General features: G+C 59.7%; 9 protein-coding genes. All 9 read left to right on the top strand.

The genetic code is table 11. The annotated features are described in order from the left end of the window. Positions 1–5 precede the first annotated feature (5 nt). The 9 genes from AC13C0_RS03980 (at position 6) to AC13C0_RS03940 (ending at position 14765) form a co-directional block, all read left to right on the top strand. The gene (locus AC13C0_RS03980; RefSeq protein WP_117618238.1) at positions 6–692 is read left to right on the top strand and encodes an ABC transporter ATP-binding protein; all 687 of its coding nucleotides are present in this window, start codon (positions 6–8) and stop codon (positions 690–692) included. Then, positions 689–3196, top strand: a complete 2508-nt coding sequence (locus AC13C0_RS03975) for an FtsX-like permease family protein (RefSeq protein ID WP_341582605.1) — start codon at positions 689–691, stop codon at positions 3194–3196. Before AC13C0_RS03980 ends, AC13C0_RS03975 begins: the two co-directional genes overlap by 4 nt. Next, entirely contained in the window at positions 3189–4319 is a 1131-nt protein-coding gene (locus AC13C0_RS03970) for a hypothetical protein (protein WP_482953985.1), read from the top strand. The genes AC13C0_RS03975 and AC13C0_RS03970 overlap by 8 nt, the downstream gene beginning before the upstream one ends. Positions 4320–4936: 617 nt before the next feature. Further along, a complete protein-coding gene (locus AC13C0_RS03965; protein WP_482953984.1) occupies positions 4937–6256 on the top strand; it encodes a TolC family protein in 1320 nt (439 codons plus the stop codon). A 5-nt stretch (positions 6257–6261) separates the two neighbouring features. Continuing rightward, the gene (locus AC13C0_RS03960; RefSeq protein ID WP_482953983.1) at positions 6262–7653 is read left to right on the top strand and encodes an efflux RND transporter periplasmic adaptor subunit; all 1392 of its coding nucleotides are present in this window, start codon (positions 6262–6264) and stop codon (positions 7651–7653) included. Next, on the top strand, positions 7650–10772 hold the full coding sequence (locus tag AC13C0_RS03955) for an efflux RND transporter permease subunit (protein ID WP_482953982.1): 3123 nt from the start codon (positions 7650–7652) through the stop codon (positions 10770–10772). The genes AC13C0_RS03960 and AC13C0_RS03955 overlap by 4 nt, the downstream gene beginning before the upstream one ends. A gap of 169 nt (positions 10773–10941) precedes the next feature. Continuing rightward, a complete protein-coding gene (locus tag AC13C0_RS03950) occupies positions 10942–12561 on the top strand; it encodes a BCCT family transporter (protein ID WP_482953981.1) in 1620 nt (539 codons plus the stop codon). Beyond that, positions 12533–12997 carry a universal stress protein gene (locus tag AC13C0_RS03945; protein ID WP_482953980.1) on the top strand — a complete coding sequence of 155 codons (465 nt, stop codon included), beginning with the start codon at positions 12533–12535 and terminating at the stop codon, positions 12995–12997. Before AC13C0_RS03950 ends, AC13C0_RS03945 begins: the two co-directional genes overlap by 29 nt. 79 nt (positions 12998–13076) lie before the next feature. After that, positions 13077–14765: an HAD family hydrolase gene (locus AC13C0_RS03940; protein ID WP_482953979.1), complete on the top strand. Its 1689-nt coding sequence runs from the start codon at positions 13077–13079 to the stop codon at positions 14763–14765. Positions 14766–15082 lie beyond the last annotated feature (317 nt).

Below are 15082 nucleotides of genomic sequence, written 5' to 3'. Positions count from 1 at the left end.
CCGGTATGAGCATCGTCAATGTGGAGAAAGCGTCGCGGATCTACCGTCAGGATTCGATTGCCGTCAAGGCGTTGGATGAAGTGTCGGTCGCCATCGACGCCGGTGAGTTCACAACGCTGGTGGGCCCGTCAGGGTCGGGCAAGACCACCCTGCTGAACCAGATTGGAGCCCTGGACGAGCCGGATAGCGGGCGTATCCAGGTGGCGGGTGAGGAAATCACCGGGCTCAGCCGCAAGAAGCGGACCCTTCTGCGGTTGTGGAAGATCGGCTTTGTGTTTCAGGAGTACAACCTGATCGGTGTGCTGTCGGCGCAGGAGAATGTCGAATATGTGCTGATGCTTCGCGGAGTGCCGTTTCGGGAGCGCCGCGCCGAGGCCGGGCGCATTCTGGTGGAGGTCGGTCTGCAGGGACTGGAGCGGCGCCTGCCCCATGAATTGTCCGGCGGCCAGCAACAGCGTGTCGCGGTGGCCCGGGCGATTGTCAGCAAGCCGGCCATTGTCCTGGCAGACGAGCCTACGGCCAATCTCGACTCCACCACCGGCGCGGCCCTTCTGGACCTGATGCGAGGGCTCAATGCCGAGCACGGCATTACCTTTGTGTTCTCCACCCACGACCCGATGGTGATGGAACGCGCACGGCGGATAATCCATCTCCGGGATGGCCGTGTCGAGCGTGAGGAGCGACGGCCATGATGGCGTGGTTACGGCTGGCTTTTGGCAATCTCCGGGTCAATCGCCGGCGCACGGCCATCACACTGTTGTCGGTGGCCGTGGGTGTCGGCGGGCTGGTGTTTATCTGGGCATTCATCGATGGCATCAACGCCCAGATGATCAATAACATGACCGGTTATGTAACCGGCGACCTGAAGGTGCATCAGCGCGGCTTTCATGACGATCGGGAAATGAACATCGCCCTGGCCGAGCGTCGGAATCTTGCCGGGGAGGTGTCGGCTGTAACCGGTGTGGCGGCAACCACGCCCAGGGTGATGGGGCATGCCCTGGCCAGCGGAGCGGACCAGTCACGGGCATTGCAGGTGATGGGCGTCGACAGCGCGACGGAGCCAAGGGTCACCCGGCTCGACCGGTCGATTGTCCGCGGCCGCTATCTGGCCGCCGGCAATGAGATCCTTGTGGGCGTGGACGCCGCCAGTGCCCTCGATGTCTCCCCCGGCGACGAGCTGGTGCTGGTGGTGCAGGCGGCGGACGGCTCCATCGGCGCCGACCGGTTCGAGGTGGTGGGCGTGTTCGAGACCGGCATCAAGCGCATTGATGGCTTCCTGGCCCAGATGCCCCTGGCCTCGGCCCAGGCGCTGTATGCCTTTCAGGGGCGGTTTACCGAGATCGCGGCCCGGGTACAGGATGCCGACCAGCTCGACCAGGTGGTCGGCGCCGTGCGGGATCGGCTGCAGGGCCACGACGTGGAGGTCCTGGGCTGGCCGGCCCTGATGCCATCGCTGGTGCAGATGGTGGCCTTTCACGACGCCGTCGCCTATATCGTGATCTTCGTGGTGTTCGTGGTAGTGGCCGCCGGTATCGTCAACACCATCCTGATGTCGGTACTGGAGCGTAGCCGGGAGTTTGGCGTGATGCTGGCGCTGGGTACACCCGGCAGCCGTGTGGTCTGGCTGGTGCTTCTGGAAACCACGATTCTGGCCGGCCTTGGCTACCTGCTGGGGCTGGTGCTGGGATTGTCGCTGACCGGCTATTTCGGCAGGTATGGGCTGGATTTCAGCGCCTATATCAAGGCCATGGATACCATGCCGGGGCTCAGCGGCATCGTTTATCCCACCATTGAATTCCAGCGTCTGGTGGTGATTGGCGTTGTGGTGGTCTCGGTAGCCTTGCTGGCGGCCGCCCTCCCGGCCTGGAAGGCGAGTCGCAACAGTCCGCTGGAGGCGATGGGAGCCAGGCGCAAGGTGATCAACCGCATCCGCCGGATTCACTGGCAGGTGACGTCCGATCACCGGCTGCTGATTTTCGCGCAAATGGCACTCCGTTCGGTGTTCCGCAACCCGAGACGGTCAGTGATTACCGGCTCCGCCACCGCGTTTGGGCTGGCGGCCTATCTGTTCCTGTACGCCTTCGCCGATGGTTTCTTCGAGCAGATGATCCAGAACTCGACCCAGCAGCTCAGCGGGCACGTGCAGGTGATGGAAGCGGGACACGCCGTCGATCTGTCGCCAGCTCTGCGCATCGCCGACAGCCCGACGCTGCTGAGGCAGTTGCGGGCGCGCCCTGAAGTGGAGGCCGCCGCGCCGCGGGTGGTGCTTCGTGCCATGGTGGCGAATCCGGGGAAAAGTCTGCCAGTGGAACTGGTGGGTATTGCGCCGGAACAGGAGAGGGCCGTCACCGAACTTGCCGGTTATATTGAGCAGGGAGCCTACGTTCAGCCAGGCGACCAGGGGGTCGTGATTGGCCGAAAGCTGGCTGAGGAGCTGGATGCCCGGCTGGGCGACAAACTGGTCATCACGGTACAACAGGCCGGCGGCGACCTGGCCTCCGGCGCTCAGGCGATTCGCGGTATCTACCGTACCGGAAGTGACCTGTTCGACAGTGAGTATGCGTTTGTCGATATCGAGGCCGCCCGTCGCCTGGGCAGCCTGCAGGGGGACGAAGCCTCGCGGATCGCGCTGCGGCTGTCGGACCGCGCCGGGAGCGCCGCGCTGGCGCGCACCCTGAACAAGTCGCTGAGCGGGGACGGACTGGTGGCCCAGGACTGGGAAACCCTGCTGCCGGTGGTGGTCCAGATGGTGGAAATGAGCCAGGTGGATTTCTATCTCATCCTGTCGGTGGTCTTTGTCGTGGTGGCCATCGGGGTCATGAATACCATGGTGATGTCGGTGATGGAGCGGACCCGGGAACTGGGCGTCATGCTGGCACTGGGAACCCGAGGTGCCCAGTTGCTGCTGACGATTGTGTTCGAGGCGTTCTTTCTGGCGGTGCTGGGCATGGTGGCCGGAACCCTGGCGGGCGGTGCGCTGGTCTACTGGCTGAACCAGGCCGGCATTGACCTGTCCTCGATCAGCGGGGCGCTGGAAACCATTCCGGGCATTACCGACCGGGTCTATCCGGTGCTGATGTTTGATCATGTCTGGCTGCCCAGCCTGCTGCTGTTTCTCTGTTCGGTGACGGTGGCGCTGTATCCGGCATGGCGAGCGGCGCGGCTGGATCCGGTCGAGGCCATTCATCATGGCTAGGCGCTGGCAAGTGGCGCCGGGGCTGGTCTGCCTGATGCTGGCTTCAGGTGTTGAGGCCGGGTTCAGCCAGTCCGGATCGCTGAAGAATCTCAGCGTCGGCTCGCGCTCGTTGATCGACGGTGATCGCTACGTTTCGAACCTTACCCGCCTGCGTCTGAACCCCCGATATCGATATCAGGACTGGATTGTGGACGCGGCCTACGACCTGGAACTGGTTTCGGGTAGTTTTCTGGACAGCCCGGAGTTCGCCTTGCTCAGGGATGCTCCGGAACCTCGCTACTGGGATCTGCAGGGGGATATTCACGAGTCGGGGACATTGCTGGCGCGTCACCAGCTCTATCGTGGCACGGTGCAGTGGCGGTCGCCGGCCGGTGATTTCCGCTTCGGGCGCCAGCAGGTGAACTGGTCCACGGCCCTGATCTGGAACCCGATGGACATCCTCAATCCTGTCAGCCCCTTGCAACTGGAGCCGGATGAACGGGTGGGTGTGGACGCAATTCTCTGGGACAAACCCTGGGGAGCCCTGGGACGCATTAGCGCTGTCCATGCCCCGCAACACAATGACGGCGAGGCCAGTACGGCAGCCCGGGTCAAGCGCTATATTGGTGGTGTAGATGCCGGGCTGATGGCAGGTGAGTTTGCCGATGTCACCAGGATAGGCTTTGACGGCAGTGGCTCGGTGATCGGCACCGGTTGGCGCACGGAATTCGTCTGGAGCGACCCGGACGCCAGCGACAGCTACTGGCAGGGAGTGGCGGATCTGAATTGGTCGTTTCGCAATGGGTTCAATCTGGCACTGGAATATTTCTACAATGGCCGGCCCGTACCGTCGGGAAACTCTGGCCTTGGAAACCTGCTGTCCACAGATCCGCTCTATGCCGGGCGCCATTATACCGGGTTGCTCGCATGGCAGGATATCAATCCGTTTTGGCAGTACCGGGTAGTGGCCATCCGCAATGTTGATGATGCAAGCTGGGTACTCTATCCCCGGTCCACCTGGACGCTTCCCTTCAGCCAGGAAATCTATCTCACAGCCGGAGCCCAATGGTTTGGTGGTAACGACACCAGCGAGTACGGAATGCTTGAGCCTCTGGGATTGGTGGAGATGCAATGGTACTTCTGAATATTCTGTCTGGTCGTATTTTGGCGCCCACAATCAAAGAAGTATCACTCTACCCAGGCGTTCCTTTATATGTACATTTCAGCAAATGAATCGTGTGGCGGTTTAATGGGCAGTTATTTAGTGTATAGGCCACTCGACGGTCATCTTTTTTTTAAGAGGTGTCAAAAATTCAGGTTTGTTTCAGGGTATTGTGTTTTACTTTGCAGTACATGGGGCAGTCATCGTACCTGACACGGTTGTCCTTTGTGTTATCTCAGGTTTGTCCTTGCCGCAGAAGCCTCTGCGGCTTTTTTATGCGCTGCAATGTGCTTGCTCGCCTTTATGTGCCATACCACTGAGACCCTCAGGCATTTCACATTGTTGGGCTGGTGGTAAAGGCTTTATATTCAGAAAATAATTGCCGATCCTGTCTGAAGAGTTTTTTAAAGCATCAGTTTTCGGAGTGATTCTGAATAGTTAATGAAAAACCAAAGATTCTCTCGATTTTTATCACATGAAACACAAATTGAGCCAGATCAAAATATCCTGAAAACCCAGGTAAGTTCAGTTAGAGTTCAGGTTTGAGATTTAGCATCGCGTACCTGAACAGATTAACAGACTTCTGTGGAGACCTACCCTTGGCTATTCCTGCTCGCTATTTCAGATCCGTCATCTTCGGGGCGTTGGTTTTGACCAGCCTGCCCGGTTGGGCGGAGCCCAGACTTCAACTGGCGAATGTGATTGATGCCGCCATTGAATACGATCCATGGCTTCGCCAGAGTGCCCAGATACAGGAGGCATTACTGGAGGAGTCCATTGCCGAGGGGGCCCTGCCCGACCCGCGACTGACACTTGGCGCCGCGAATCTGCCCGTGGATACGTTCGACACCGGGCAGGAAGCAATGACCCAGGCTACGGTCGGACTCATACAGCGGATTCCGCGCGGCGACAGCCTGCAGCTGTCGCGAGACAGGAAGGAAGAGCTGGCGGGGGAGCAACCTTTTCAGAGGGAGAACCGGCGCGCCAGGGTGGTGGAAACGGTGACCCGCCTCTGGCTTGATGTGTGGGAGGCACAACAGAGCATCGGTCTGATTGAGGATAACAGGGATCTTTTCGAGCAGCTGTCCGACGTAGCCGAGGCAGGTTACATAACCGCCACCATGATCTCACGGCAGCAGGACGTTGTCCGGGGCACCCTGGAGCTTACGCGCCTGGATGACCGGCTGACCGACCTGAGGCTGAAGCTGCAATCAAGTCAGGAAGCTCTGGGTGAGTGGATCGGGTCGAAAAATGCCTCGCTGGAGGTAACCGAAACGGTGCCCCCCGAACTGCTGACAGCGCTTCGGGACGGCTGGTCGGAAACCAGTGCGGGCACCCTTATCCGTCACCCCCTGATCCGTTCCACGGATCAGCAGATCAAGGCCCGGGCCATTGATGTGGATCTTGCCCGCGAGGCTTACAAGCCCGAATGGACGGTTTCTGCGCAATATGGCTACCGGGATCGCGTGCCCGGCGGGCAGGACCGGGCGGATCTCTTCTCCGTGGGGATTGGTTTTGATCTCCCGCTGTTTACCGGCAATCTCCAGGACCGGAAGCTGAACGCCTCAGCGGCCCGGCTCGAAGCAGAAAAGACAGAGCGAGTTTTGCAGCTTCGCGTGATTCAGGCAAGAGCCCGCTCAGCCCTTGCCCGGATTAAACGGCTTGATGACCGCATCGGGATATACCAGCAGTTCTTGCTGCCGCAAATGGAAGAGCAGGCCGAGGCCGCGCTGACCGCCTACAACAATGACGACGGCGATTTCGCCGAAGCCGTACGTGCGCGGATCGACGATCTCAACGCCAAGATTGAGCTGATCGGGATGACGGCGGAGCGGGCCCGGAACTTCGCCAGTTTCCGTTACCTGACCTCAGGCTCTTCCGAAGTACCTTCACTTTCACAGACTCGCTATCAGGACTGACCATCATGGCTAATTTTGTTCGCCCGCTGGGCTTTATACTGCTTGGTGGCATTGCCGGGGCCGGGGCGGCCTATTGGCTGGCCTCCGAAACCGCAACGGCACCAGCTTCCGGGGAAAAGGAGCCCTTGTACTGGGTGTCACCCATGGACGCCAGCTTCAGAAGTGACAAACCGGGCAAGTCGCCCATGGGCATGGATCTGGTTCCGGTTTACGAGGACAGCGGGAGCGCTGACGACTCGCCAGGCACCGTCCGGGTTGCGCCGAACATTGTCAATAACCTGGGCGTTCGCACGGACGAGGCCATCAGGGGGCAGTTGCCCAGCAATATTATTACCGTGGGCTACGTGCAGTATAACGAAGACGAGTTGTACCACATGCACCCCCGTGTTGAAGGGTGGATCGAGAAACTTTATGTAAAGTCCGAGGGCGACCCGGTTGAGAAGGGCAAGCCTGTTTACACCCTCTACTCACCCACCCTGGTGAATGCCCAGGAGGAATTGCTCCTGGCACTGGACCGGAAAAACCCGCGCCTGCTCAGGGCGGCCGAGGAGCGCTTGTCGTCGCTGAATGTCTCGGACCGTTTGATCCGGACACTCAGGGAGACCCGTAACGTACAGCGGACCATAACCTTCTATGCCCCCGCCGCCGGGGTGATTGATACCCTGAATATCCGTGAGGGTGCGTTTGTCAAGCCCGGAGATCCGGTCATGTCCATCGGCTCACTCGACGAGGTCTGGGTGATCGGAGAGGTGTTCGAGAGCCAGCTCTGGGCCATCAGGACTGGCGATCCGGTAGAGATGACCCTGGACTACATGCCCGGGCGCAGCTGGATGGGGCAGGTGGACTATGTGTACCCGGAAATCAATCTCGAGACCCGGACCGCACAGGTCAGGATGCGCTTTGACAATACCGATGGCATGTTGCAGCCGGGCATGTTCGCCAGCGTTAACATGCAGGGCGATCCGAGCGAAAGGCGCACCCTGGTGCCCCGGGAATCCGTTATCCGCACCGGACAGAGTGACCGCGTTGTTCTGGCGCTGGAAGAAGGTGCCTTCAAATCGGTTAACGTTACCACCGGACGGGTAGGGGATAAGTATGCCGAGATTCTCGAAGGCGTCGTTCCCGGCGACAGAGTGGTGGTCTCGGCGCAGTTCCTGATTGACTCTGAATCCAGCAAGACATCGGATTTCCGCCGGATGTCGCCGCCGTCCGCAGGGGCGATGGACCCGGATATGAACCATTCAGGGCACACCATGGACGCGGGCAAGGCTGATGCCAAGGGCAGTCCTGAAGCCATGAATCATGAGGGGATGGACCCGAGCGCAATGGACCAAAGCAAAATGGATCAGAGCGAAATGGACCATGGCAAGATGGATCATGACGGAGGCGCCTCATGATTGCGTCGGTCATTAACTGGTCTGTCCAAAACCGTTTTCTGGTAATGCTTGCCGCCGTATTGCTGACCGGGTTCGGGCTGTACTCGGTGTCGAAGACGCCGGTGGATGCCCTGCCGGATCTCTCGGATGTCCAGGTTATCGTTAAAACCAGCTACCCCGGCCAGGCCCCGCAGGTGGTGGAAGATCAGGTGACCTATCCGCTGACCACGGCCATGCTCTCGGTGCCCGGTGCGGTGACGGTCCGGGGCTACTCGTTCTTCGGCGACTCCTATGTCTATATCATCTTTGATGAGGATACGGACATGTACTGGGCCCGCTCCCGGGTGCTGGAATACCTTTCCCAGGTAATACCCAGCCTGCCTGAATCGGCCCGGCCTCAACTGGGGCCGGACGCGACCGGGGTTGGCTGGGTTTACCTGTATGCCCTGGTTGACCGGACAGGGAACAACGACCTTAGCCAACTGACCACCCTGCAGAACTGGTTTCTGAAGTACGAGCTGCAGACAGTGCCCGGTGTCTCGGAAGTGTCCACGGTCGGCGGCATGGTCAAGCAGTACCAGGTCAAGGTCAATCCCGAAAAACTCCGGGCATTCGGTATCCCCCTGTCCCACATCCAGAACAGCATCAAGCGGGGCAACAAGGAAATCGGTGCATCGGTGATCGAGATGGCCGAGGCGGAATACATTGTCCGCTCGACTGGCTATATCCAGTCCCGTGAAGACCTCTTGTCGATTCCACTGGGTCTTGACGTAAACGGCACGCCGGTCCTGATGAAGGATGTGGCAAGCGTTGAGATCGGGCCGCAGGCGAGACGTGGCGTTGTGGAACTCAACGGCAACGGAGAGACCGTAGGCGGCATTGTGGTAATGCGGTTTGGTGAAAATGCCCAGCAAACCATTAATGGCGTGAAGGCCAAGCTGGAAGAGCTGCAGTCAAGCCTGCCTGAAGGTGTTGAGGTGGTGACGGTTTACGATCGCTCTGGCCTGATCGAGCGCGCGGTCAATAACCTCGGGTTCAAGCTGCTCGAGGAATTTGTGGTGGTGGCTCTGGTGTGTATGATTTTCCTGTTCCACGTCCGCTCGTCGCTGGTGGCAATTATCAGCCTGCCCGTGGGCATCCTGACCGCCTTTATCGTTATGTACTTTCAGGGTATCAATGCCAATATCATGTCGCTCGGGGGGATCGCTATTGCCATCGGTGCCATGATCGACGGCGCCATCGTGTTAATCGAGAACATGCACAAGCATATGGAGAGGACGCCGCTGACGCCCGAGAACCGATGGGAAATAGTAGCCAGATCGGCCTCGGAGGTCGGGCCGGCGCTGTTTTTCTCGCTGTTGATCATCACTGTCAGTTTTGTGCCGGTGTTTGCCCTGGAAGCCCAGGAAGGGCGGATGTTTGCGCCCCTGGCGTTCACCAAGACCTACGCCATGGCCGCCAGTGCCGCCCTTGCAGTGACTCTGGTCCCGGTGCTCATGGGTTACTTCATTCGTGGCAAGGTGCTGCCGGAGCACAAGAATCCGCTGAACCGGCTGCTGGTGGCTGCCTATATGCCGGCCCTGAAGCTGGTGCTCCGGTTTCCGCTGTCTACGGTGCTGGCATCGGTACTGGTTCTGGCTGTCGGCCTTTGGCCGGCAACCAGGATCGGGAGTGAATTCATTCCCAACCTGGATGAGGGGGACCTGATGTACATGCCTACCACCTACCCGGCCATCTCGATTGCCGAGGCCAGGAGGCTGGTGCAGCAGACGGACAAGCTGATCGCCACGGTGCCCGAGGTTAAAACCGTGTTCGGCAAGGTGGGCCGGGCGGATACCGCTACCGACCCGGCGCCGCTGACCATGGTAGAGACCTTTATCCAGCTCAAGCCCAAGGATCAGTGGCGGGACGGAATGACCACCGATAAACTCAAGCAGGAGCTCAATTCGCTGATTCGCTTCCCGGGGGTAACCAATGCCTGGGTCATGCCGATCAAAACCCGCATCGATATGCTGGCAACGGGTATAAAAACCCCCGTGGGCATCAAGGTGGCCGGCCCGGATCTCTCGGTTATCCAGCGCATCGGCAAACGTCTTGAGGAGATCCTGGAGAAGGTTCCAGGCACCAGTTCTGTCTATTCCGAGCGGGTCGCCGGCGGGCGCTACATCAAGGTGGATATTGACCGGGAGCGTGCCGCTCGTTATGGCCTGAATATCGATGATGTTCAGCAGGTTGTGGCCTCGGCCATTGGCGGAATCAACGTGGCGCAGACCATTGAGGGGCTTGAGCGCTTCCCGATCAATCTGCGCTATCCGGAGGATTACCGGGACTCACCCGAAAAACTGAAGCAGCTTCCTGTGGTGACTGAATCCGGCCAGCGGATCGCGCTGGCCGACGTGGCCGATATCCGGGTGGAGGACGGGCCGCCCTCCATCAAGAGTGAAAACGCCCGCCTGAATGGCTGGAGCTATGTGGATATCGAAGGTGTGGATATCGGCACCTATGTCCAGCAGGCGCAGGCCGCCGTGAAGGAGCAACTGGACCTGCCCGCCGGTTACTCCGTCAACTGGTCTGGCCAGTATGAGTATATGCTCCGTGCCAAGCAGAAACTGAGCCTGGTGGTTCCGGTGACACTGGTCGTTATTGTCCTCCTGCTGTTCCTGAACTTCGGGCGCTTTGCGGAGGTGGGTATCATCGTGGCTACCTTGCCCTTTGCCCTGGTTGGCGCCTTCTGGTTGATGTATCTGCTGGGTTACAACTTCTCGGTTGCCGTCGGCGTCGGCTTCATCGCCCTGGCCGGTGTTGCCGTGGAGATTGGTGTGATCATGCTGGTCTATCTCAATCAGTCCTACGAGTCGATGCTGGAAACCTGTGAAAAGAGCGGGCTGAAGCCAAGGCGGGAAACCCTTCGCCATGCAGTGCTTCACGGTGCCGGAATGAGGGTGCGGCCGATAATGATGACCGCGGCCGCCATCATCGGCGGTCTCATACCGGTCATGATGGGCGGTGGAACCGGATCGGAAGTCATGGGGCGGATTGCCGCGCCCATGGTCGGAGGCATGATCAGTGCCGTGATTCTGGCACTGCTGGTGATACCGGTTGGTTACTACCTCTGGAAGCGCGCGGGCGTTGCAGAGTGAGCCGTCGCCGGTTTACTTTTCAGGCTCTTGCCTGGCCCTTGCCCGGAGTCATTCCGGACAGGTTCCCCGGGGGAGGCTGAAGCGGAATTGATCCCTGTCCCGCAATCGGTTCGCGGGTGTGGTAGCGTAAGGCCTTTGGCGGATCCTTTCCCGAAGAAACGGAGGCTTTATGCTGGAACGGCTGCAACGCCGGTTGGGACTGCAGACCATACCAGGGGTGTTTTTCACCTCCGCCGGGGTAGCGGCCTTCTTTGTTGCCCTGGCTGTCCCGTTTGATGAAACCGTTGCCGAAAGTTTCGGGCTGCTCACCGGCTGGGTGGCCCGTAACCTGGGTTGGTTCTATATTCTCTCTGTCAGCGCCCTGCTGATCTTCCTGCTGGGCCTGGCGGTCAGCCGTTACGGCAATATCCGTCTGGGAGCAGACGACAGCCGCCCGGATTATTCCAACCTGACCTGGTTCACCATGCTGTTTGCCGCTGGCATCGGCACCATACTCATGTTCTGGGGCGTCGCCGAGCCGGTGTCCCACTTCGCCAGTCCCCCGTTTGAAGGCGTGCAGCCGGGCTCGGAGCGGGCTGCCAGCGATGCCATGACCATCGCACTGTATCACTTTGGCCTGCATACCTGGACCATCTTTGCGATACCGGGGCTGGCGATCGGCTACTTCGCCTACCGGCACAATCTGCCCATGCGCATCAGCAGCCTGTTCTATCCCATCCTCGGGGAGCGGGCGTTCGGTCCATGGGGCTGGGCGGTGGATGTGATTGCCGTGCTCGGCACCCTGTTTGGTATGGCAACCTCCATGGGGCTGGGGACCCTGCAATTGAACAGTGGTCTGAACTACCTGTTTGGTACGCCATCCACCGGCGTGGTTCAGGTTATTCTGATTACGGTCATTACCGGCATCGCGGCTACCTCGGTGGCCCTGGGGCTCGACAAGGGCTTGCGCCGGCTATCCCAGCTTAACATCGTGCTGGCCGTGGTCTTGCTTGTGTTCGTGCTTGCCGTCGGGCCCACCGTGTTTATTGCCGAGGGTATGGTCCAGAGCGTGGGCAGTTATTTCGACGCCTTGCCCTGGCTGGCTTTCTGGACCGAGACGTTCAGGGAAACCGACTGGCAGCGGCAGTGGACCCTGTTCTACTGGGCCTGGACCATTTCCTGGGCACCCTACGTTGGTATCTTCATTGCCCGGATCTCCCGGGGCCGGACCATCCGCGAGTTTGTCGCCGGTGTTCTGCTCGCCCCCACGGCCTTCACGCTGGTGTGGTTCGGGATCTTCGGGTTATCCGCCATTCAGGTAGAGATGAACGGCCAGATTGCGCTGGCGGAGCAGGTGCAGCAGGACCCATCGGTGGCGATTTTTGCCTTTCTCGAGGCTTTTCCCCTTGCAGACGTGGCGTCGGCCCTGAGTGTCGCCATTATCGTTATTTTCTTCACCACCTCATCCGGTTCCGCCTCCCTGGTGATCGACATGCTGACCCGTCGGGATGACCAGCCCTCCCTGGTGCGCCAGCGCATCTTCTGGGCGGCGGCCCAGGGCGTTATTGCCGCCACCCTGTTGCTGGCGGGTGGGCTGGATGCCCTGCAGAACGTGATCACCTCCCTGGGTTTGCCTTTCGGTGTTTTGCTGGTCTTCATGGCGGTGGCCCTGGTCAGGGCGCTGCGTGCGGATTACCGGGGCTACAGCATGAACGAACTGGTCCAGGGGCGGGCCTTCCCGGAAGTGGAGGCCACCTCCGAAGCCAAACAGGAGAACGACTATGTACCGGAAACTGTTGATCGCCATTGATCCGGAAGACGACGGCGAGGGCAAGCGTGCCCTGGAAGCCGCCATGGACCTGCTGGCGGAGGATGGTGAGCTGCACCTGGCCAGCGTCTATAATCCCGGTGGTGGCGGGTTTTTTCCTCATGTTACCGAAGAAGCGCCCGAGCAGAAGGAGGCGCAGGTCCGGGAGGTGCTGGATCTGCTTGCACGCAAATACCTGCCTCTGGACCGTGACGCGCACCTGCATGTGGTGGCGGGAAATGCCGGCGAAAAACTGGTGGGCCTGGCGGGCCAGCTCTGTGCCGACCTGATGTTACTGGTATCCCGTGGCGGCTGTGGTCGCTGGTCCCTGCGTCGGGCGACCGTGGAGTATGTCTCGGCGAATGCCCCCTGTCCGGTACTGGTTCTGCCGTCGCTGGAGAAGGCCGGGCTGAAAAAGAGTGAAGAAGGCTGCAACTGACTAGTCGAACAGCGGCAACTGATCGGAGTGGCTCGCGGATTGTACTTTGGGCCGCTTCTGAAGCTTCAAAGGATTGTTTATGGCCCGGTTCAGTGATCATCTGTCTGCTCCGTCAGTGCTGATCTTCGACTGGCATGGCACGCTTGTCGACACCCACGATGCCATGTTCAGTGCCATGGAAGACATGTTGCCGCAGCTGGAGGATCTGGGGCTGGTGGAGCGGCTGCTGCCGGAGGGTCAGTGCCGCACTGCCGATGATGCCAGGCTGGTTCGTTATATCCGGATTTTTCGCCGCTTGCATCCACGCATACTGGCGGAGCGCAGGGTATCAAGGACTGACATATTCAACGCTATTTTTGGCGAGGATAAAACCGCGAAGCTGATTGCCCACAAGGCCTATAACGAGGCGTACCGTCGGTATTTCGGGCAGGTCAGACCTTTCCAGCCTGGTGCCTATGAGTACCTGTCGGCCCTGAAGGCGATGGGCATCCGGCTGGCGGTATCGACCAACCGGAACCGGGAGTTCCTCGACAAAGAGCTGCGCACGGTGGACGAGGGGCGCTGGCGGGATCTGTTCGATGCCACGGTGTGCGCGGATGATGTGACCGAGTACAAGCCGGATCCCGAAGTCATCCTCAAGGCCCTTGAGAAACTGGGGCTGCCGGCCGATGAGAGGGCGTGGTATATCGGTGACAGTTACGTCGACATGCTGACCGCCAACAAGGCCGGTGTGTCCGGCATTTTCTATAACGGTGCCTGCTGGGAACCGGGCCGGATAGATAGCTGGTTCTCACACCGGGACGCCCCTGCAGCCATTCTTGACAGCTTCGAGGACCTGATGGATCTGCTGGCGCTGCTCGAAAGGAATGAGCCTGAGGCGTTCCGTCAGGCGCCCGCGGAGGTAAGACCGAGACCCTACCCACCCCCTCAGCGCCCCGAACCCCGGATAGAACCGGACTGGCACCCGGCGGCCGTCAAACTGGTCCGGCCGGCGGTCATCCTGTTCGACTGGCACGCGACTCTGGTGGATACCCTGGACGCCATGTACCACGCGGTGGATGACATGTTGCCGGACTTTCACCGGCTCAGGCTGATGGACCGGATGGTGGCCCCTGAGGACAGCAAGACACCGGAGGACGTCAGGCTGGTTGCCTACGTGCGCGAGTTCGCCAGGCTACACCCCAAGGTGAAGGCCGACCGGAAAATCTCCCGGACCGACATTTTTGAAGTGCTGTTCGGGGAGGATCAGGAAGCCAAACAGATTGCCCACAAAGCCTTCAATCACCACTACCGGAAGCACTATGGCACGGTGAAAGCTTTTGAACCCAAGGTGTGTGAAGTGCTGGAGGGATTGCGGCGTCTGGGGATTCAGATCGGGGTGATCACAAACCGGGACCGGGAGTTTTTTGAGCATGAGCTGGCTGCGGTGGAAGACACCGGCTGGACCCATCTTTTCGATGTGGATGTGTGCGGCGACGATACACCAATGCGCAAGCCGCATCCGGATCAGTTGGTATTGGCAGTTCAGAAACTGGATTATCCGCCGGACCCGAGCGTCTGGTATGTGGGTGACAGCACCACCGATGTGATTGCCGCCAAGAGGGCGGGCATGACCTCGGTGTTCTTTAACGGCGCGCAATGGGACCTGCCGTGGCTGAACAAGATTTTTCCGGGCACCCACAAACATCCCGACAAGCCGGATGTCGTAGTCAACGATTTCTCGGAATTCTGGGCGCTGGTGCTGGCCTGCGAAATCGGGCCGCCGTGAGCACCATCGTTATATGTGTTCCAATCGTGCCAGCAAGTTATCGGCGTGCATCACCATGCCCAGCACATTGGGCAGCTCTATCCAGTCATAGGCATCGGCATGGACCGCCAGCCATTCGCCTCCGAACACCAAAACTCCCCAAAAGAGGTAGTAGAAGTACGCCAACAGCCCAAGGGTGGTTCATACAACAAACTGGTAAACTGAAACTCAGCTGACCCGCATCAAAATGCGAGCCGAAGGATTACCGTAAAATCCCTCCAGCTCCCCTGAACATGGGGTCAGATGAACTTTCATCTGACCCCAATTTCATCTGACCC

Source organism: Marinobacter sp. B-21 (assembly GCF_056857895.1).
This window is presented reverse-complemented; position numbering and strand designations above follow the sequence as displayed.

Coding starts and splice junctions, on each gene's coding strand:
- AC13C0_RS03980 (WP_117618238.1), top strand. CDS start 6: ATGAGCATCGTCAATGTGGAGAAAGCGTCGCGGATCTACCGTCAGGAT.
- AC13C0_RS03975 (WP_341582605.1), top strand. CDS start 689: ATGATGGCGTGGTTACGGCTGGCTTTTGGCAATCTCCGGGTCAATCGC.
- AC13C0_RS03970 (WP_482953985.1), top strand. CDS start 3,189: ATGGCTAGGCGCTGGCAAGTGGCGCCGGGGCTGGTCTGCCTGATGCTG.
- AC13C0_RS03960 (WP_482953983.1), top strand. CDS start 6,262: ATGGCTAATTTTGTTCGCCCGCTGGGCTTTATACTGCTTGGTGGCATT.
- AC13C0_RS03955 (WP_482953982.1), top strand. CDS start 7,650: ATGATTGCGTCGGTCATTAACTGGTCTGTCCAAAACCGTTTTCTGGTA.
- AC13C0_RS03950 (WP_482953981.1), top strand. CDS start 10,942: ATGCTGGAACGGCTGCAACGCCGGTTGGGACTGCAGACCATACCAGGG.
- AC13C0_RS03945 (WP_482953980.1), top strand. CDS start 12,533: ATGTACCGGAAACTGTTGATCGCCATTGATCCGGAAGACGACGGCGAG.
- AC13C0_RS03940 (WP_482953979.1), top strand. CDS start 13,077: ATGGCCCGGTTCAGTGATCATCTGTCTGCTCCGTCAGTGCTGATCTTC.